The sequence below is a fragment of the Anoxybacillus amylolyticus genome (assembly GCF_001634285.1).
Taxonomy (GTDB): Bacteria; Bacillota; Bacilli; order Bacillales; family Anoxybacillaceae; genus Anoxybacteroides; species Anoxybacteroides amylolyticum.
In genome coordinates this window covers 405506-424539 of sequence record NZ_CP015438.1, presented here as the reverse complement: position 1 = coordinate 424539, position 19034 = coordinate 405506, and the positions used below count along the sequence as shown (strand labels likewise).

The window sequence follows — 19034 nt, the reverse complement described above, 5'->3', positions numbered from 1 at the left end:
TTGGGAAAAATTATGCGAACAAATGGCAAAAAAACTAGCCAACAAACAACCGTTGAAACAATAGGGGTATCGTTGATATCCCTTTTATTTTTTGCGCGAAGGTGACATAAAAAGATAGGACACTCGTTTATTCGTGCAAATGGAAAGCGACTGGAGGATATCGTAGATGAGTTGACGTTCCATCATGAGAAGGGCATTCGTGCGGAGAGGGACGTACTGTTGTTGACGGTCGCTCCATTCGTGGGAAGTAATCACAAACGTTCGTTTTTCTAAATCAAGCTTTAAAACGAACATATACCGCTGGTTGACTGATTTAAACAAAAAATATAGCTGGGCGTGCGCAGCGCAAGAAATTTTTCGAAATCGAACATCTCCTTCCTTTGCCACGACCGTTTCTTCTTTTTGGTGCAAAAAGCGAAGGGAATCGGTAAAATTCGCGCGGGTAATCGTTGCGAGCCGAATTGAAATCGGATGTTTCATTTCTTTAATAAAGATGTGATATGTACGGCGGCCTTTTCTTTTTTGTTCGCGGACGACTAAATCGGCGAGATAAATATTCACTTTGATCCTCTCCCATCGGTAAACATTTATCATTTTTTTACATTTTAACAATTTAACGGTTAGTGAAAAAGTTGTCGAATGGCGCTTTTTGTTCTATTTCAAGACACAACCCATCGTGTTCCTAAATAGAACAAATGCAATTGACTTGATCTTATATCTTTAATGTACGGTGGAATTTGTAAGATCGTGGTGAATAAAATGACAAAATTGGCCGATCATCTGAGATACTTGCGAAAGAAACAAAACTGGACGCAAGAAGACGTGGCGCAGCAATTAAATATGTCGCGCTCGCAAATTAGCAAATGGGAAACAGGCGAAACGCTGCCGGATGTGCAGTCGCTTGAAAAATTAAGCGACTTATACGGGGTAAGTATCGACTTTTTAATCGGCAGGCGCCCATCGAAACAAGAACTGCTGCGCGAAGTAAGCCGCCTTTATAAAACGGAGGCAATCGACGAAAACATGCTCGACATTATCGACTACTTAAAGCAACACCCCGACATGGAACAAGCGCTCCACTCGCTTGCCAAACTCCCTGCCAAAAAACGAAAACATATTGAATCGGCTGTCATTTCCGTTTTAAAAGAATTTACAAAAGCGATGGAATAGCACCAAAAAGTGGAGGAGGCTGGTTAGCTGCGACAGGGTGCGGGTTCAAAGGCCGGGTGATAAAAAAGACCAGCCGCTTTGGCTGGCAATGGTGGGGACGATTGAGGATGCGATTCTCTCTCTTGGGGAATAGCTGGGGAAAGAAAAAGAAAGGACTTACTCTTGCGCAACCCACGCGGTTGTTTTTCCGCCCATAAATCGAACCGACTCCGCAACGACTTCGGTCACATGCATCCGCTTCCCGTCTTTATTTTCGTAGCTTCTTGTCTGGATGCGACCCGTCACACCGATAATCGACCCTTTTCGGCAATATTGCGCGGTATTTTCCGCCACTTTCCGCCAAAGCGTGCAATGCACAAAGTCGGTATCAACGACTCCTTCCGCATTGCGGAAGTTGCGGCTCACCGCAAGCGTCACGTTCACAACGGCTGCGCCATCGGCCGTATACCGAAGTTCTGGATCTTTCGTTAAACGCCCGACAAGCACGACTTGGTTAATCATTCCATCCCCCCTTTCGTTTCCCTCTCATTTTTATCATAGACCACGGAAAAAAATCCGTAAAATTCCTATTTTTCAATTTTTTGATTACTTTTTCATTCTTTTGCGCGCAAAAATCGACAAAAAGAAGCAAAATTCGTGAGAAAATTCAATTTTCGCACCAATCACCACTTTTTTTCGCAAAGTTTGTCTACCCCCTGCTTTTCTTTTTCCAACGTTGGTATGGTATAATGAAGAGTAAGACAACGTTGACGAGGTGGTACGAATGAAAACGTTTAAGCTTGTCGGGCTCCAAGTCGTCCGCAATGAAATAGAAGAGGACATTCCACTGATTGATGGACTCATTATTAATAAAGAAGATGATAAAAACCGCTGGCTCATTGAAACATATATCGATAAGCAATACGAACCACTATTTGCCAGACTGCAAAATGAACATGCCGAGTTTCGCCTGCAAGTCGTCATTTCCAATATTAACAACGACCCTGCTAACGTCGTCGCCTCTGTTCGTTCGATTACTCCAATGAACGACCGAGCGAGCGTATTAATGGATGGGCATATCGTCCGCAACAAAACGGACTGGGCAGAAACGGTGTTAGCTGGTCTCGTCGAACAAGGGCTGCAAGGCGAAGCGTTGTTAAAAGAGTTTAAACACCAACTGTACGAACGTCGCGGAATGAAAGAGTCAATGGTGAACGGACGCTAAATGCGCCACGAGCACATACCGCTGTTTGGCATCGCCGATAAACTGAAACGGATAACAAGTCGTCACTGTCAACGTCGGGCGCGGCTTGTCGACAAGAACGGTGCGGTCGTTTTCCGAAACGATCCGCACCTTTTTCACAACATATCCAAACCGACCAGCTGCTGTTTCGACAACCAGTTCATCCCCCACCCTAACTTGTCCGAGTTTGCGAAACACCGTATCGCGATGTCCAGAAAGCACGACATTTCCCGCTTCTCCTGGCAGCGCGCTATTTAGCTCATGCCCGACCCCTTTTTTTAATTCCGTTTCCGTTGTTCCTTCATATATCGGCAAAACAAGCGAAAGTTTTGGGATCGTGAGCTTGCCAAACACCGCTCCCTGCGCTGTTACCGTTGTTGGGACAGTAGCATGAACCCCCTGCCAATACCAATACCCGTTCCAACTAATCAGACAAATCCCGACTGCGCTAAACAAACAAGCGAATCTCTTCTTCATCACATCACCTTCTTTTTGCGAAAAAGAAGCAATCCAACGAACAAAAAAGCCACTCCCCATAACATATGAGCAACGTACGGCGATGCAGTGTTTGCCATTTTTTGCCCATACAGCGTTCTTTTCATGTCATACGCTAACTGCCCTGCCGTAAGCAGTTCTTTTTCCGTTTCGATAATGGCATCTACGACATTCGTGCGCTTTGGCAGTTGCAAGTCCATAATCCGCATCCCCTCTTCGTCCGACAACGCAATCCACACGTCTTCGTCACGTGTCGTTTGCTCCAGCAGTTCATGAGCAGAAACCGGCTTCATCTGTCCGGTCGACACGACGTACATGTCTCCTTTTAGACGAAGCGTACGCAACAGCTGTTTCCATACGTCGGCAATCGCCTCTAGATCATTCTTCCCCTCCGCCAACCGCGCGGCTTGCGCTTGCAACGCACGTTTTCCGTTCGCTGGAAGCGTCCGCACATGGTCAAACAGCCGCTTTGCCTCGTCTTCAGTAAATTCCAACGACGAAAGCGCATCATGCACACGCTGCATATTTTCATACGAACGCAAATAAAAACGGACAGCGGCATCTAAATCGTTCATCCACGTATAATCTTGCATCGTTTCACCAAATTGGCCAAGCAGCGCCTCTAATTGTTCTTCCGTCAACTGATAGCGCTGCAATAACTGCTCCACCCCCGCTTCTGTCACCGGCGGGCCGAGCCAGCGCTTGAGCTCTTCCGGCGTCGCAAAATCGGCAAGCGTCCGGTGATAGTGCAACAAATATCGCTGCAAATCGCTTTCCGTCCATCCAAATTCATGAAGATACGGCTCCACGTCTGCCATGCGAACAGCTGCCCCAACATTGTACGAGTAACCGAAAGCAAGTATGAACGCAACGGAAACTACCCATTTTCTCATCGTCATCCCTCCATTGTCCTCTAGACAATGGTAGTATTTTCATTTTTCTTCCTCCTTATGTAAAAAACCACTCCCTTTTTAAGAGAGTGGCTGTTTGGAAAAATAAGCGTCGTATAGCGCCTTTACTGCTTGGTCGACGACTTCTTCTTTCACGCCAAACATCATGCTCACTTCGGACGAGCCTTGGTTAATCATTTCGATGTTAATGTTGGCTTTGGCAAAGGCAGCGGTTGCTTTTGCCGCAACCCCGACAGCGCGCTCCATCCCTTCGCCGACGACCATAATTAAAGCAAGCCCGTATTCAATGTGAATATCGTCCACTTGCAATTCCGTCTGAATGCGGTCGACAATGCGGCGTTCTTTTTCTCCTTCTAGCTGGTTTGCGCGCAAAATGACGGACATGTTGTCAATTCCCGACGGGGTATGTTCGTACGAAATCCCTTCGTCTTCTAAAATGTGCAATAGCTTGCGCCCAAAGCCGATTTCGCGGTTCATTAAATATTTGCTGACGTTAATGCTGCAAAAGCCCGTGTCGCTCGCAATCCCGGCTACCGGCTGGTCGCGGTAGTCGCGCTGGGCGACAATCCATGTCCCGGGTGCTTCTGGGTTGTTCGTATTTTTGACACAGACAGGAATGCGGGCTTTATACACTGGCTCAAGCGCCTCATCGTGAAACACCGAAAAGCCGGAATACGACAGCTCGCGCATTTCCCGATATGTAATTTCTTTTAATTGGCGTGGGTTGTCGACAATCGACGGATTGACGCAATAAATCGAATCGACGTCGGTAAAGTTTTCATACACGTCCGCCCCTACGCCCGCAGCGACAATCGACCCTGTAATATCCGAGCCGCCGCGCGGAAACGTCACAATATGCCCGTTGAGCGAATAGCCGAAAAAGCCTGGAATCACAAGCACGCCGGAACGGTGCTTTAGCTCACGTAACTTTTCGTACGACTCCGGCAACATTTGCGCATTTCCCGGTTCGTCCGTTACGAGAATGCCCGCTTCCTTCGGGCTGACATAATGCGCATCCAACCCAATATGGCGCAAATAAAGCGCCATTAATTTCGCATTATTGTCTTCCCCGCTCGCCTTTAACGCATCCATTAACCGATCTTGGTCGTGGCGATATGTGTCGATTTTTTTTCGCAAGTCTGCTTTCATTTGCTCCGTTACATCAGAAGCAGACAATTCCAATCCATCGGCAATATCGATATACCTTCTGATGACCGTTTCGACGAACGGTTCGATCAATTCTCCTTGGATGGCAGCTTCCGCGAGCTGGATTAATAGATCGGTTACTTTCGTATCCGTTTTGTACCGCTTCCCTGGCGCAGATACGACGATGATGCGCCGTTCGACATCCGATTGAATAATATACGCCACTTTGCGGAACTGTTCCGCACTAGCAACCGAGCTTCCCCCAAATTTCGCTACTTTCATATGCAAAATCCTTTCCGTAAAAAGTCATTTATATTTTCTTATCATACCACACTTTTTGGAAAGGGGAAGAAGCAATTTCTGATAATTCACTCTTTTTTTGGCGCAAATTAGCAATCCCTTCTTTACAGACGCCGTACGAAAGCCACGAACAGTTGGCGCATAAATCGTCTAAGTCGTCCGGACGCACTTTTTTTGCCGTTAGACGAAGTAGTTCGGATTTTAAATATACGGCGTTTTCTTCTAAGCCAAGATGAGTAAGCACTTTTTTGTCCATCGATACAACGTGGTCGTTGGAAGTGGGGTCGGCTTGGCATGTCGATTCGCCGTGATGCGGACAAGAAAAACATGCCTCATCGAGCGCGACGACGACTTGAATAAGCATCTCTTTTTCTTCATCGCGAATATCTCGGACGATTTCTTTCATTTTTTCTACAAACGATGGGCTATATCCCATGCCGCGAAACCCGTGAACACATAATAAATGATGTCCTCGCAACCGCAACGGTCTCACCTTCATTTCTCCTCTCATCGTCTCTTAATCTATTATATGACAAGACACTGCCCAAATGATGGGACAGTGTTTAAAAAAGCCGCCAAAGCGGAAATTTTTGCTCAATGACTTTATAAATGCCACAGCGCATTTCAAGCGTATAATAAAGAAGCGTCGTTTTCGCCCGTCGCGCTTCAAGCGTATCTCGGTGTGCGTCAATGATGAGGGAAGTGCCGTTGGCGAGAATGACTTTTGCTTTTTTTTGTCGGTACGGCTCGATGTGGTGGATGTGGCGTATGGCAAGCCAAAAACATTTGTCGCTGTCTGGGGAGCACGTTGGCATGATGTAGAGTCGTAAAGCGTTGCTGACGCAAATGGGAACCATTTGTTTTAAGCCTAAAATTAGTTTGGCAGCTTCGAGCCTTCCTTCGTAAGCGCAGCCGTAGTAAATGCAGCTATGTTCAACAATGTGTAAAGGGGAGGATGCAACGGTGTACGTAGCATCCGTTTCGTGAACGATGGTGCACAATTCTCCCCGTTCATTGTACGTCGGCTCAAGTGCCTGTGTATTTTCTTTAATTTCATACTGCACGTCCATTCCCCCTCGTCCATTTTTTTACACCCATTTTAGCACATATGTTCGGTTTTTGGAAGGGGACTTTCCCCACCTTTTCTTTTTACTATACATAAATTTCAAATTTAGTAATTATTAGGCTCTTCACCAAAAGTTGTGCTTGATTTTTTAATAAAAGCGGACTTGATACTTGTTTATACATAATTGTAAATGAAAGTTAAATAAACGATAAGCGGTATCCCTTGCTTCACAACATTACGTGTTCGTCAAGTACATTTTGTGGTGATGAACCAATTATTATGGTTCATTACTGCAATATGTACTTGACAAGTGATACGCTTTCTTGAACAAGAATGTGCAAAAATCATTGATTTGCTAATTCTTCCTCACAAGCGTCAGTAGAGCGTGTTATAAAAAATCAAGCACCACTTTTGGTGAAGAGCCCATATCTTTTCCTTTCTCGTCATTGACTTCTTGTCAATGAAAATGGCATGCTAAAGATAGGCAGACTACAAGTAAGGAGAATGACGAATGAGTATAACGAAAGAAGAAATCGGACAAGTATTATCCGTTTTGCTTCAGCAACTTGTCAGCGATTGGACAAAAGAAAAAATCCATTCGGATGTGCTCGAAGTGATTATGCAAATGCGCATCGATGCGGCGAACGAAGACAGCTATATGCACGTGTTAGTCACGAACGTCGCGTTTGCGACCGAATCGACGTATGCGTTGCAGCAAATTTTTCAAACGGTACTAGCAAGCCGCGCCTTCCCGCCTGCCGCTGCGGTTGAAGCGATGTTGAAAGAAGCACAGGCACGCATCCAAGAAGAGCTTCCGAACATCGTTGGGCGCTATGAGGCGCATTTTGCGCAAATCGCGGACAACAAAGCGCGCAAGCAACAACTCGAGCGCTCGTATTGCGCCGTGTTAGTCGCCAATCGCATTAAAACGGACTTCATTTTAAGCTTTATTCATGAAGAAAATCAAGCGATGATGAAAGGCTTTTTTGACGCCGAACGAGAAGATGTCCTTGAAGCGTTCCACCGCTTAAGCGGCGCGTATGCAAGCTTGCTTTTAGACGGGCTCGAATTAGACTATTAAACTGGCAGCCGCCAGTTTTTTTCATGCAAGTGGCATACCGCAAAAAGCAGACGAGTAGATTAGATAATGGCGACGAACCTTTTGACAACCTTATCAAGAAAATGATACGATATTGCGTGGGGAGAAATTTTCACTATATTTTGTATGCGATTCCTTTGAAAGCGTATACACGATAGAAAAGCGAAGGCGACTGCATAGCTGCGACGGGGCGAATGTTCTTCCCAAAGAGAGGGGATCGCCACCTCGAGGGGGAAGGTTATTTGACCCCTGAGCAGCTAGGAGCCGGAGCTAGACAAGAAAAGCGGGGAACGGTCCTTGGCGTAGCCAAGAAAACATCCGACGGAAGCGGAAGCTTTCGACGAGACGTGCGTGCACGTCGACGGAGAAAGCAAACGCGGAGGAGGATGTTAGTTCGGAGCTAGACAAGAAAAGCGAAGGCGACTGGTAGAGGGGGGCTCCTCTCATACTAGTGCTATATAAAAACAAAGGGGGAATTTGGATGATTTATGCCCAACCTGGACAACCTAGTTCTCTCATCACGTTCAAAAAACGCTATGAAAACTTTATCGGCGGAAAATGGGTGCCGCCAGTCGACGGCGAATATTTCGAAAACATTTCGCCAGTCACTGGGCTTCCATACTGCGAAGTGCCGCGTTCAAAAGCCGCAGACATTGAACTGGCGCTCGATGCCGCGCACGAAGCAAAAGAAGCATGGGGGCGCACATCGGTCGCTGAACGGGCGCGCATTTTAAACAAAATTGCTGACCGCATGGAAGAAAACCTCGAACTGCTTGCCGTCGTCGAAACATGGGAAAACGGCAAACCAATTCGCGAAACGCTTGCAGCCGACATCCCGCTTGCGATTGACCACTTCCGCTACTTCGCTGGCTGCATTCGCGCACAAGAAGGCTCGTTAGCCGAACTCGATCATGACACCGTCGCTTACCACTTCAAAGAACCGCTCGGAGTTGTTGGACAGATTATTCCATGGAACTTCCCGATTTTAATGGCCGCATGGAAACTCGCACCGGCGTTGGCAGCTGGAAACTGCGTTGTCCTAAAACCTGCAGAACAAACACCAACATCGATCCTCGTACTAATCGAACTCATCGAAGACTTATTGCCAAAAGGGGTTGTCAACGTCGTCAACGGCTTTGGCTTAGAAGCTGGAAAACCGCTCGCGTCGAACCCGCGCATCGCCAAAGTGGCGTTTACTGGCGAAACGACGACTGGACGGTTAATTATGCAATACGCATCACAAAACATCATCCCTGTCACACTCGAACTTGGTGGCAAATCGCCAAACATTTTCTTCCCTGACGTCGCGGAAAAAGACGACGAATTTTTCGATAAAGCGCTCGAAGGCTTCACAATGTTTGCCTTAAACCAAGGCGAAGTATGCACATGCCCGTCGCGCGCTCTTATTCACGAATCGATTTACGACGTCTTTATGGAGCGGGCGCTTGAGCGCGTCCAACAAATTAAGCAAGGCAACCCGCTCGACACGGAAACGATGATTGGAGCGCAAGCATCGTCTGAACAACTCGAGAAAATTTTGTCCTACATTGACATCGGCAAACAAGAAGGGGCAGAGCTTCTCATCGGCGGCGAACGCAACTTTTTAGAGGGCGAATTAAGCGGCGGCTATTATGTGCAACCGACTGTCTTTAAGGGACATAATAAAATGCGCATTTTCCAAGAAGAAATTTTCGGACCGGTCGTTTCGGTCACGACGTTTAAAGACGAAGACGAAGCGCTTGCCATTGCCAATGAAACGTTATACGGCTTAGGGGCAGGTGTCTGGAGCCGCAACATCAACACCGCTTACCGCTTCGGTCGCGGCATTCAAGCGGGACGCGTCTGGACGAACTGCTACCACGCGTATCCAGCGCATGCGGCATTTGGCGGTTATAAAATGTCCGGCATTGGCCGCGAAACGCATAAAATGATGCTTGAACATTACCAACAAACGAAAAACTTACTCGTCAGCTACTCGCCGAAAAAATTAGGATTCTTCTAACATCAACAAGGCAGCGCGCAATGGCACGCTGCCTTTTTAAAAAGGAGTGGAAAGGATGCAACCAAAAGTCATCGCCACTGATGTGGCGCTTGAACTTATCGAAAAATTAAAGGCAAAATACGGACCGCTAATGTTTCATCAGTCGGGAGGCTGCTGCGACGGCAGTTCGCCGATGTGCTACCCACAAGGAGAGCTAATCGTTGGTAATTCCGATGTCCTTCTCGGGGAGATTGGTGGCTGTCCATTTTACATCTCCGCCGCCCAGTACGAATATTGGAAGCATACGCAGCTCATTATCGACGTCGTCCCTGGCAGAGGCGGCATGTTTTCATTAGAAGGACCGGAAGGCGTACGCTTTCTTACCCGATCTAGGGTGTTTGAGTGAAACAAAAGCAAATACGTTTCTTGCCGGCTTCTCAGTCAGCAAGGATAAAAATTGAATACGTAATTCGTATATATAGCATCACGAGTGTTGATTATCCATTATTTTACTAAAAGAATATAGAATCATATGGCTGAACACAAGCTTTTCTGCCTTTTCCCTCGAACAAGAACGCCAGCGGGCAAATGTCATTTGCGCGCAAAGCGTTCATTGTTCGAGGAGGGCATGCTAATACTCCCAGTCGGCAAACGTACCGTTTGCCGACAACGGCAGAAAAGCTAGGAATAGAACGATGTAAACTGGTTTTTATTGGTTAATCAACACGCCTGATATAATCGAGTAGGAGGGGGTGATTAACCCCCGACCTCTCACACCACCGTACGTACCGTTCGGTATACGGCGGTTCCACTAAGATTGACGCAGAAATTCGTAGCGATTATACAGACTTTTCAGCCCTCGTTGGCTCCAATAGGAGTTGTCGAGGGTTTTGTGTAGAATTGGGCTGTGGGCGATTCGCCAGTATTTCTTTCTGGTGTTTCCCCATTCGTATGCTTTGTATTCTGGAATCCCTAATCCAATCAGCTTTCTAACTCTTGTTTTAGGTTTCTTCCATTGTTTCCATTCACACATTCTCAGCCTTCTTCTTATCCACTCGTCTATTTCTTTGAATTTGCTCGGGGTATCTGCTAGCGCGAAGTATCCGCACCATCCTGTGAGGTATTGGTTCAGTCTTTCCACCCTTACTTCCATCGGATAAGGCTTCGACCGAGAAGTTATTTCTCGTATTTTTCTTTTCAGCCGTTCCATGCTTTCTTTGGCTATTCGCACCTTTGGATCTTTGTGAAAGGTGAAACTGAACCCTAGAAACTTCCGTTTCCACGGACGGTCTACTGCTGATTTCTCTCTGTTTACCTTCAATTTTAGGTGCTGTTCGAGGAAGGTCGATACCGATTTCATCACACGCTGTCCTGCTTTCCATGACTTCACATAGATGTTGCAGTCATCCGCATATCGGACAAATTGGTGCCCCCTTGCTTCCAACTCTTTGTCCAATTGGTCTAGGAGAATGTTGGATAGAAGTGGACTAAGCGGTCCTCCCTGCGGTGTTCCTTCTTCCGTTATTTGGACAACCCCATTTATCATGACTCCTGATTGAAGATATTTTCGTATCAACTTCAGTAGGATGCGGTCTTCGATTCGCTTGGCGAGTATCCCCATCAATTGGTCGTGATTGACTTTATCAAAGAATTTCTCTAAGTCTATATCGACCACCCAGCGGTAACCCTCTTTGATATATTCTTTCGCCTTCCTTACCGCATCATGAGCCCTCCGATTCGGACGAAACCCATAACTATTTTCCGAAAAGGTTGGGTCAAAGATTGGGGTTAACACTTGAGCGATTGCTTGTTGAATGAAACGATCTGTCACGGTAGGTATTCCTAACATCCTCACTCCGCCATTTGGTTTCGGGATTTCGACACGACGTACGGGTGCAGGTTGGTAGGTTCCTGTTCTTAACTCTTCCCGGAGGGAGTCCCAGTTTTCATAGAGATGTCTTCGTAGGTCTTTTACGGACATTCCATCGATGCCGTGACTTCCTTTATTTTGTTCCACTCGTTTGAGCGCCGTTAGAAGATTTCCACGTGACAAGATTCGTTCCATTAACATCTTCGCTTCCCTTTCTACGTGAACGAAGGTTCTCCTTATGCCAGTTCCTGCTCCACCCTCTTAGAGTCCCCCACGGGATTCACCGCTTCCTCCTCTAAGTAAGTCCTTTCGGATTGTCTGTGTTCTTCACAGGTACTGAATGCGTAGATTTCGTTCTCTCTTCATGGTTCAGTCCTTCCCACCCTTTCTCGAGCAAGGATGGTACTATGACCTCTGCTGACTTCTGATTGTTCAGCTATCCATCACTGGATAGGTTGCCAAGGGAACTCGGCATTCCAATCAGACCTCCCCGGGTAAGAGTGCAGTCTTTCCTTCCATCCATCTGCTTCATTTACTCGATATCACCTTCGGCAGAAAGGGCTTTGTTTTGTCGCGCAAACTCACCCAATGATACCTAGCCTCTTATGAAGTTCGTGTTCCTCAGACCGGAAGTTTGCCGCTCGCTTCCTTCAGATTCCGCGTCACCACGGACACCCTTGCGTTAAGCTAACTGCTACTTCTGCCTTCGCAGTTCGGGACTTTCACCCTATAGACTACACCCATGCCGGACGCACGCATAAAAAAGAGAGCGAATCCCACGCTCTCTTTTTCCTTTACGCGCTTTCTTTCATTCTCCGGTTTTGTTCGGAGAGGGTGATTTTGCGCAAGAAGAATGTTAATACCACCCCACAAGCGACAAAGACAAGCCCGAATAAAAAGACGGAATGAAGCGAATCGACGAGGGATTGCTTTAAAATTGGCACGAGCGCCTGTTTCATCTGCGCCGGCATGCTTGCCATCGCTTTCGGGCTTAATAACGCCGAATATAAGCTTTGCGGATTGTCGTGAATCATATGCGAAAACTGAGCGACCATCGCTTTCGCCTGCGGTGGCAGCTCCTTTAAGAGCGGTATAAGCCGATCTTCCAACAACGTGCTTGACCGGTGGTTCATCACTGCCCCTAAAATCGTCATCCCGAACGTACCACCAATGGAACGGAAAAATTGGCTCGACGACGTCACGACCCCCATTTCTGATTTTGAGAACGTTTCTTGCAAGACAAGTGTCAATAGCGGCATGACAAGCCCGACGCCAAGCCCGAGCACAATCATATATAGCGTTGCTGTCCAGCGCGTCGTATCTATATCCATTGTACTAAGCAGACCTAATCCAGACGCCATCACAACCATCCCCGCAATTAACTGCGGTTTGACGCCAATTTTATAGACGATTCGTCCGCCGAGAATGCTGCCGATTATCATCGTAATCATCATTGGCGTCATAATCGTCCCTGATTGCGTCGCACTCACACCAACGACTCCTTGCATAAAGAGCGGGACGAACATAATCGCCCCAAACATACCGACGCTCATTAAAAAGCCGATGCCGTTTAACACCACGAACGTCCGATGTTTAAATAAATGAATCGGAAGCACCGGCTCTTCTGCTTTTCGTTCCACGAATGCAAACGTAGTGAACGAAATGGCGGATAAAACAAATAAGCCAATGATTTGCCATGACGTCCACGCATATTTATCGCCGCCAAACGTTAGGGCTAACAATAAACTCACCACGCCGACGACCATCGTCACCATACCAGGAACGTCAAATTTCACCGGTCCTTTCGCCACGTGCTTATTCAATCCCATCGCAATAAAAATCGTCGCTAAAATGCCGACAGGAAGGTTAATGTAAAACACCCATTCCCAGCTCCAATGGTCGACAATCCAGCCGCCAATTTGCGGGCCTAAAATCGAGGCAAGCCCGTACAAACCGCCGAATACCCCTTGCCATTTCGCCCTCTCTTTTCCAGTAAACAAATCGCCGATAATAATCATCGCCATCGGCATCATAATCCCGCCGCCAATGCCTTGCATGCCGCGGTAAATAATGAGCTCGGTCATATTACCGGCCATGCCGCAGAGTGCCGAGCCGACCATGAAAATGATTAGTCCTGATACGTAAATGACTCTCCGCCCTAATAGGTCCGCTAATTTTCCGGCAATCGGCACCACCGACGTCGAGGTTAACATGTACGCGGTTGTCACCCATGTCATGACGCTTAACCCGCCAAGCTCCCCAACGATGCGGGGCATCGCCGTTCCGACAATCGTCCCGTCGAGCGCTCCAAATAACATCGCAATAATCAGCCCAGTAATTAATAAATGACGGTGTTTAATGGTTTCTGCCATTATATCGCTCCTATCTTTCGTCATGTGCCATGTAATCATGGACAAGTTTTGTTAACGACACCAATGCGTCCGCTAATGACGGAATGCGCTGGCTGTCGATATATAAAAGAATGCCTTTGACAACATATTCACGCGGGGTTGTTTGCTCTTGGGAAAACTCCGCTTCTAATGTATCCAACGCAGCGTGCAATTGATAGAGTGTTTTTTTATCGATTGGAAGTGTGGAGAGTTGGTACTTTAACTGCTCAATACTTTCGAGAATTTTCGTCTTTCGCTCGCGATGCTCTCGTGCAGCCATATCGGCAAAGCAACGAATCGCCGCTTCATTTAACAGCGGTTCTTCTTCTCCTAAATGCTCGACAATCGCATCAATCTGCCGGACAATAAAACGAGCAATCGCATCGGCGCGGAACATTTCTTCGTTAAACATCATATAAAAAAGGTATTCGCGGAAAATTCCGCTGACGATTGCCGCGACATCAAACACATGTTTTTCTATTTTTCCCCCATAAATGTCTATTAACCGTTGGCAATACCAGCGGAATATGCGCACCCGCTGGGCATATAAATAGTGCTGAATATTGGTGTTAATCTTCGGGAGTTGTTCGACCATCATCATTTGAAAAAAGTCTTTATGCTTTAAAATGCCTTCTAGTTTTCTCGTCAGTTCATCAATGAATGTGTCGCGCGGAGACTGATTTTTTTGTTTTGCTTCCATTACCGGCACCATCAGCTTTTCAAAATGATAGCGGACGATTTCAAACATCAATTCTTCTTTTGATGAAAAATGGTGATAAAATGCGCCCTTCGAAATACCCCACGCTTCGACAATGTCTTGAATCGACGTGGTGTGGTATCCTTTTTCTGCAAATAGCTTCATTGCCGTTTGGAGAAATGTTTCTTTCCGTTTTTTTGCCATCGTTCTCCATCTCCTACTGTACAGGCGATTGCCCTCTTCTTTCGGTCTGCTGCGGCATCGCCCAGTTCGGGCGTTTCACTAGTTCTGCATGTACACCATGTTTTTGTAGCTGCTCGACAAGTTGTTTCGCCGATTTTCTTTCTTTCCTCATCCCACGCACCTCGATTCCGGTCATGACCAATTAGTCATTTTTATTATAACCATATACTTATATTTTATCAACAAACGAATTGACCATTTGTTCAAAAAAATATGACCAAATAGTCAAAAAATAACCGTCCGCTCTTTCGCCGAGCGAACGGTCACTGCTTCTTATTTTTCTAACGCTTGTTTTGCCAAGGCAAGCGCCCCGCAAATCCCTGCATTGTCTCCTAATCCTGGTAGGACGATATAATCATCAATATGCTGTAAAATAGCGGCATGCTGGACGTAGCCGTTTAAACAGTCAAGGACATACCGGCGAACGAGCGGCAATAACGACGGCTGATGGGCGACCCCGCCTCCGACAATCACTTGTTCTGGCGACAAAATTAAAATGTACTGGGCGATGGCTTGTCCTAAATAAAACGCTTCTAACTCCCAAACATCGGCGCGGTCGGAAAGCTCTGCTCCTTTTTTTCCCCACCGTTTTTCAATGGCAGGACCGGAGGCCATTCCTTCTAAGCAATCGCCGTGGAATGGGCAGCTTCCGGCAAACTCGTCATTCGGATGACGGCGAACCAAAATATGCCCCATTTCCGGATGCAACAAACCGTGCACGAGCCGACCTTCGACAATCGCGCCAACGCCGATGCCAGTTCCGACGGTCATGTAAATGCAACTGTTTTTGCCCTTGGCCGCTCCCCATAACTGCTCGCCTAACGCTGCCGCATTCACATCCGTGTCGAAGCCAATCGGCACATCGAAATGTTTCGTAATGGCACCGACGAAGTCTACATTGGACCAATATGGCTTTGGCGTGCTTGTAATATAGCCGTACGTCCGACTTTTCCGGTTTAGATCGACCGGTCCAAACGTACCAATGCCGATTGCTTTTACGTCATAGTGGTTGAAAAACTCAATCACTTGCCCAAACGTTTCTTCTGGTGTCGTTGTCGGAAACGTGACGCGCTCATGGACGTTGCCATCGCGATCCCCGATGGCGCAAACAAATTTCGTTCCGCCTGCTTCAATTGCTCCTAAATACATGCTTCTTCCTCGCTTTCTTTCCAAATGTTCTTCGTGTTCATTGTACCACAAATATGGAGAGCATCGATGCAATAGTATGGAAAAAACTAGTGACGGCATGTATAATAAACGTATCATTTCTTTTTAGTTTGGGGGCGCGAACATTGCGAAGAGAGGAATTGTTACAAACAGTTGTCGATGTTATTCAACGGTCAGAAGCATATGAACAATTGCCAGATACATACAAACAACAATTGGATGCCATTATAAATCGCGACTATTTACTACAAGCAATCGCCAAACGGAACAAGCCAACGCGGAAACAAAACGAAAAAACAACCGTACTTTACCAGCTGAAAATCGCCTTAAAAGGCATCCGTCCGCCGATCTGGCGGCGCATCGCCGTTCCGAGCCACATTACGTTCGACCAACTGCATGACATTATTCAAATTGCGATGGGCTGGGAAAATAGCCATTTGTACGAGTTTGAAATTAACGATATCGTTATCGACATTCCAGACGAAGAGTACGGTTGTTCGTTTGTCGGCTGGCGGGAAAAATATGACGCCCGTTCAGTAGAGCTGTCGAAATTTTTAATCAAAGAAGGCGAAAAGTTTACGTATACGTATGATTTCGGCGACAACTGGGTACACCTCATCACGCTCGAAAAAATCGAAACGACGACCGATCCGTTCCGCCACCCGGTTTGCTTAAAAGGAAAACGCGCCTGCCCCCCGGAAGACGTGGGCGGCATTTACGGTTACATGGAAGTGATCGATCTGCTTGACGGAAATAGAAAGGAAGAAGAAATGGAAGAATTCACGGAATGGTACGGTGGCGAATACGACCCAGAGCATTTCGACATCGACGAAGTAAACAAGCGTCTCCAAATGATTGTTTTTTTCTAAATTTCAGGATCACAGGAGGAAGAAAATGATTAAATTCGCCACCATCGGCACCAATTGGATTACGCAAGAGTTTATTCGCGCCGCAAGCGCCGTTTCGGAGCTAGTACTATCTGCGGTCTATTCGCGGACGGAAGAAACGGCTAAAGATTTTGCCGAAAAAACGGGGGCGCCAACCTTTTTTACAAGCTTAGAAGAATTGGCAACCAGTAAAGAGGTAGATGCCGTGTATATCGCAAGCCCAAACGCGCTGCATGCCGAACAGGCAATTTTTCTCCTGCAACATGGCAAGCACGTCTTATGCGAAAAGCCGTTTGCTTCGAATACAAAAGAAGTACAAGCAATGGTCGAGGCAGCACAGCAAAACGGCGTCGTGTTGATGGAGGCGCTAAAAACGACGCTTCTACCAAACTTTCAAGCGATTCGCCACCACTTGCCGAAAATCGGAAAAATAAGACGCTATTTCGCAAGTTATTGCCAATATTCGTCGCGCTATGATGCGTACAGAGAAGGGATTGTGTTGAATGCCTTTCATCCATCGTTTTCCAGCGGCGCCTTAATGGATCTCGGCATTTATTGCCTCTATCCGCTCGTCGTTTTATTCGGCAAACCGCAAGCGCTCAAAGCAAATAGCGTCATGCTTGCATCCGGCGTCGATGGCGAAGGAAGCATCGTCATTGATTACGGGGAAATGGATGCCGTGGTCATGTATTCGAAAATTGCTAATTCGTATGTTCCAGCAGAAATTCAAGGGGAAGAAGGAAGCATCGTCATCGATGCGATCCATACGCCAACGAAAGTCGAAATTCGCTACCGCGACGGCCGGACAGAAGACATTACCGTCCCGCAAGACAAGCACCCGATGTATTACGAAGCGAAAGAATGGGCAGAAGTTATTCAACACGGCAACCAACAATCGAGCATTAATTCGCACGCTCATTCGCTCATCGTCGCGGAAATTATGGAAGAAGCGCGAAAGCAAACCGGTATCGTTTTTCCGGCAGATGAGCGGTAACCATAAGAGGGTGTCCCAAATACCGGGGCACCCTCTTATCTTATCGAAATATTGCTTTTAAACGGAAATTTCTTTTCTCCTCACGTTTCGAACACGCCGCCACATCCATACAACAACTAGCGCGACCAGCGCCCCACACGCATCGATTGCCACATCCGTCACCGCAGCTGTCCGTCCCGGCTCAAACGACTGATGCCATTCATCCGTTGCTGCATACAGCGTCGCAAAGCTCCAAGCGCCAATGTACGCCCATCGCCGCGGAAGGAGCGCACGAAACACAAGAACAGCTAAAATGCCAAACGCCGTTACATGCGCCGATTTGCGAACGAGGAAATTAAGCGGAGAGGCCCCGCCATCCCCTTGCGCCCCAAACGGCCAATACGCCAATAAATGGCGCAATACTCGCTCGGTACTTTCTCCTGTAAAGATTGAAAACTCACTAAAGCAATAAATCACAACACACCACCCAATCACAAAAACCCATCGCATACGTTGACTCATCTCGAACCCCACAAATTAAAATAATTATAATATTATATTTACTTTAAAAATAAATCGTATATAATGATTGTAACATACCATTGCAAAAGGAGGCACCACGATGACACCAATGATTTGTCCACAATGCGAACAGCCCGCCCGCCGCTTAAAACATTCCGTTCTATGCGGTTGCGGTTTCAAAATCGTCCGCTCGATAAAAGAGAGTGCAAAAAAATGACAAACTACTTGCTCCGGCGGATGTTGACGGTTGTGAAAACAAATTTGTCGTACCGTCCATAAATACTATTGTTTCGGCCATGCCGGCGAGGAGACGATCACTTGTAATTTTCCTTTTATTGCAAAATGAATAAACGGATATGCGAGGAGAAAATGATTGCCTTTTTGTAGTAGATACGTTTCGGTTGCTGTGCAAAGCCCCCCTTCTCCCGCAATCACGCTCGCCAATAGGAAGCATGTCGTTTGCTCTACTTCCCATTCTTTTGTAATATCCCAATTTTGCATGAGAAAATACTCGTTGTCAATAAATGTCGCAATTTCTGCACCGTCTGTTTTCGCTGCTTGACACTCGCATTGGGCGTCTATATGCGGCACAGTGATGACATCTATATATATGCAACTGGGGAGTTTAACTTATTTTTTCGACTGTCGGAGGCAAGCCAAAGGCTTGCCTGCGTCACGCGTTCGCGTGACAGAGAACCGAACAACGAGCCGCCTCCCAGACAAATTCATTTGTCTGGGAGCGGTGTTGTTCGATCGCCCGACAGTCGAAAAATGTTAACACTTCAATGTGCATTTATATAGCGTTTTGTCAAGATGCAGGTCGCATTTGTTGCCGTTTTCGTCGAGGCGATCTCAATATGTCGTATCGGGGCTTTGCTGCGTTTCTAAAACGAGC

General features: G+C 46.9%; 21 protein-coding genes. 7 read left to right on the top strand and 14 right to left on the bottom strand.

Annotation, left to right across the window (positions count from 1 at the left end; all coding sequences use genetic code 11):
• Positions 1 to 84: 84 nt before the first annotated feature.
• A complete protein-coding gene (locus GFC30_RS02140; RefSeq protein WP_338012310.1) occupies positions 85 to 561 on the bottom strand; it encodes a hypothetical protein in 477 nt (158 codons plus the stop codon).
• A 198-nt stretch (positions 562 to 759) separates the two neighbouring features.
• Between GFC30_RS02140 and GFC30_RS02135 the strand changes: the two genes are divergently transcribed.
• Positions 760 to 1170, top strand: a complete 411-nt coding sequence (locus GFC30_RS02135; protein ID WP_066322695.1) for a helix-turn-helix domain-containing protein — start codon at positions 760 to 762, stop codon at positions 1168 to 1170.
• Positions 1171 to 1326: 156 nt separating this feature from the next.
• Here GFC30_RS02135 and ssb read toward each other — a convergent pair whose 3' ends face one another.
• Positions 1327 to 1671, bottom strand: a complete 345-nt coding sequence (gene ssb / locus GFC30_RS02130; RefSeq protein WP_066322694.1) for a single-stranded DNA-binding protein — start codon at positions 1669 to 1671, stop codon at positions 1327 to 1329.
• A gap of 262 nt (positions 1672 to 1933) precedes the next feature.
• Between ssb and GFC30_RS02125 the strand changes: the two genes are divergently transcribed.
• Positions 1934 to 2374 (top strand): YwpF-like family protein, encoded by a 441-nt coding sequence (locus GFC30_RS02125; protein WP_066322693.1) that lies wholly within the window; start codon positions 1934 to 1936, stop codon positions 2372 to 2374.
• Here GFC30_RS02125 and GFC30_RS02120 read toward each other — a convergent pair.
• The 5 genes from GFC30_RS02120 to GFC30_RS02100 form a co-directional block, all read right to left on the bottom strand.
• Positions 2354 to 2869 (bottom strand): class D sortase, encoded by a 516-nt coding sequence (locus tag GFC30_RS02120; RefSeq protein ID WP_066322692.1) that lies wholly within the window; start codon positions 2867 to 2869, stop codon positions 2354 to 2356. The genes GFC30_RS02125 and GFC30_RS02120 overlap by 21 nt on opposite strands.
• Positions 2869 to 3780, bottom strand: a complete 912-nt coding sequence (locus GFC30_RS02115; protein ID WP_066322691.1) for a processed acidic surface protein — start codon at positions 3778 to 3780, stop codon at positions 2869 to 2871. The genes GFC30_RS02120 and GFC30_RS02115 overlap by 1 nt, the downstream gene beginning before the upstream one ends.
• A gap of 78 nt (positions 3781 to 3858) precedes the next feature.
• Complete coding sequence (locus GFC30_RS02110) at positions 3859 to 5226, bottom strand: aspartate kinase (protein WP_066322690.1); 1368 nt, start codon at positions 5224 to 5226, stop codon at positions 3859 to 3861.
• Between the two features lie 28 nt (positions 5227 to 5254).
• Positions 5255 to 5737 (bottom strand): DUF1284 domain-containing protein, encoded by a 483-nt coding sequence (locus GFC30_RS02105; RefSeq protein ID WP_066322689.1) that lies wholly within the window; start codon positions 5735 to 5737, stop codon positions 5255 to 5257.
• Between the two features lie 70 nt (positions 5738 to 5807).
• A complete protein-coding gene (locus GFC30_RS02100; RefSeq protein WP_409978492.1) occupies positions 5808 to 6308 on the bottom strand; it encodes a competence protein ComK in 501 nt (166 codons plus the stop codon).
• A 513-nt stretch (positions 6309 to 6821) separates the two neighbouring features.
• On the opposite strand from GFC30_RS02100, the gene GFC30_RS02095 reads away from it, so the two are divergent.
• The 3 genes from GFC30_RS02095 to GFC30_RS02085 all read left to right on the top strand — a co-directional run bounded on the left by GFC30_RS02095 (position 6822) and on the right by GFC30_RS02085 (position 9796).
• Positions 6822 to 7391, top strand: a complete 570-nt coding sequence (locus GFC30_RS02095; RefSeq protein ID WP_066322687.1) for a hypothetical protein — start codon at positions 6822 to 6824, stop codon at positions 7389 to 7391.
• A gap of 499 nt (positions 7392 to 7890) precedes the next feature.
• Positions 7891 to 9411 carry an aldehyde dehydrogenase gene (adh, locus tag GFC30_RS02090; RefSeq protein ID WP_066322686.1) on the top strand — a complete coding sequence of 507 codons (1521 nt, stop codon included), beginning with the start codon at positions 7891 to 7893 and terminating at the stop codon, positions 9409 to 9411.
• A 55-nt stretch (positions 9412 to 9466) separates the two neighbouring features.
• Positions 9467 to 9796 carry a DUF779 domain-containing protein gene (locus tag GFC30_RS02085; protein ID WP_066322685.1) on the top strand — a complete coding sequence of 110 codons (330 nt, stop codon included), beginning with the start codon at positions 9467 to 9469 and terminating at the stop codon, positions 9794 to 9796.
• Between the two features lie 405 nt (positions 9797 to 10201).
• Here the strand turns inward: GFC30_RS02085 and ltrA are convergent, their stop codons facing one another.
• The 5 genes from ltrA to GFC30_RS02065 form a co-directional block, all read right to left on the bottom strand.
• Positions 10202 to 11461 (bottom strand): group II intron reverse transcriptase/maturase, encoded by a 1260-nt coding sequence (ltrA, locus tag GFC30_RS02080; RefSeq protein ID WP_066322684.1) that lies wholly within the window; start codon positions 11459 to 11461, stop codon positions 10202 to 10204.
• Positions 11462 to 12054: 593 nt separating this feature from the next.
• Positions 12055 to 13632, bottom strand: coding sequence for an MDR family MFS transporter (locus GFC30_RS02075; protein WP_238583528.1), 1578 nt, complete (start codon positions 13630 to 13632; stop codon positions 12055 to 12057).
• A 10-nt stretch (positions 13633 to 13642) separates the two neighbouring features.
• Positions 13643 to 14551, bottom strand: coding sequence for a TetR/AcrR family transcriptional regulator (locus tag GFC30_RS02070; RefSeq protein ID WP_066322682.1), 909 nt, complete (start codon positions 14549 to 14551; stop codon positions 13643 to 13645).
• Between the two features lie 13 nt (positions 14552 to 14564).
• The gene (locus GFC30_RS17025) at positions 14565 to 14702 is read right to left on the bottom strand and encodes a hypothetical protein (RefSeq protein ID WP_158512123.1); all 138 of its coding nucleotides are present in this window, start codon (positions 14700 to 14702) and stop codon (positions 14565 to 14567) included.
• 161 nt (positions 14703 to 14863) lie between these two features.
• A complete protein-coding gene (locus GFC30_RS02065; protein WP_066322681.1) occupies positions 14864 to 15739 on the bottom strand; it encodes an ROK family protein in 876 nt (291 codons plus the stop codon).
• A gap of 143 nt (positions 15740 to 15882) precedes the next feature.
• On the opposite strand from GFC30_RS02065, the gene GFC30_RS02060 reads away from it, so the two are divergent.
• Together GFC30_RS02060 and GFC30_RS02055 are read left to right on the top strand one after the other, a co-directional pair.
• Entirely contained in the window at positions 15883 to 16626 is a 744-nt protein-coding gene (locus GFC30_RS02060; RefSeq protein WP_238583527.1) for a plasmid pRiA4b ORF-3 family protein, read from the top strand.
• A 25-nt stretch (positions 16627 to 16651) separates the two neighbouring features.
• Positions 16652 to 17638 (top strand): Gfo/Idh/MocA family protein, encoded by a 987-nt coding sequence (locus GFC30_RS02055; RefSeq protein ID WP_066322680.1) that lies wholly within the window; start codon positions 16652 to 16654, stop codon positions 17636 to 17638.
• 57 nt (positions 17639 to 17695) lie between these two features.
• Here GFC30_RS02055 and GFC30_RS02050 read toward each other — a convergent pair whose 3' ends face one another.
• Both GFC30_RS02050 and GFC30_RS02045 read right to left on the bottom strand, forming a co-directional pair.
• Complete coding sequence (locus GFC30_RS02050; RefSeq protein ID WP_066322679.1) at positions 17696 to 18139, bottom strand: VanZ family protein; 444 nt, start codon at positions 18137 to 18139, stop codon at positions 17696 to 17698.
• A gap of 282 nt (positions 18140 to 18421) precedes the next feature.
• On the bottom strand, positions 18422 to 18730 hold the full coding sequence (locus GFC30_RS02045) for a cupin domain-containing protein (protein ID WP_066322678.1): 309 nt from the start codon (positions 18728 to 18730) through the stop codon (positions 18422 to 18424).
• Positions 18731 to 19034: the final 304 nt, after the last annotated feature.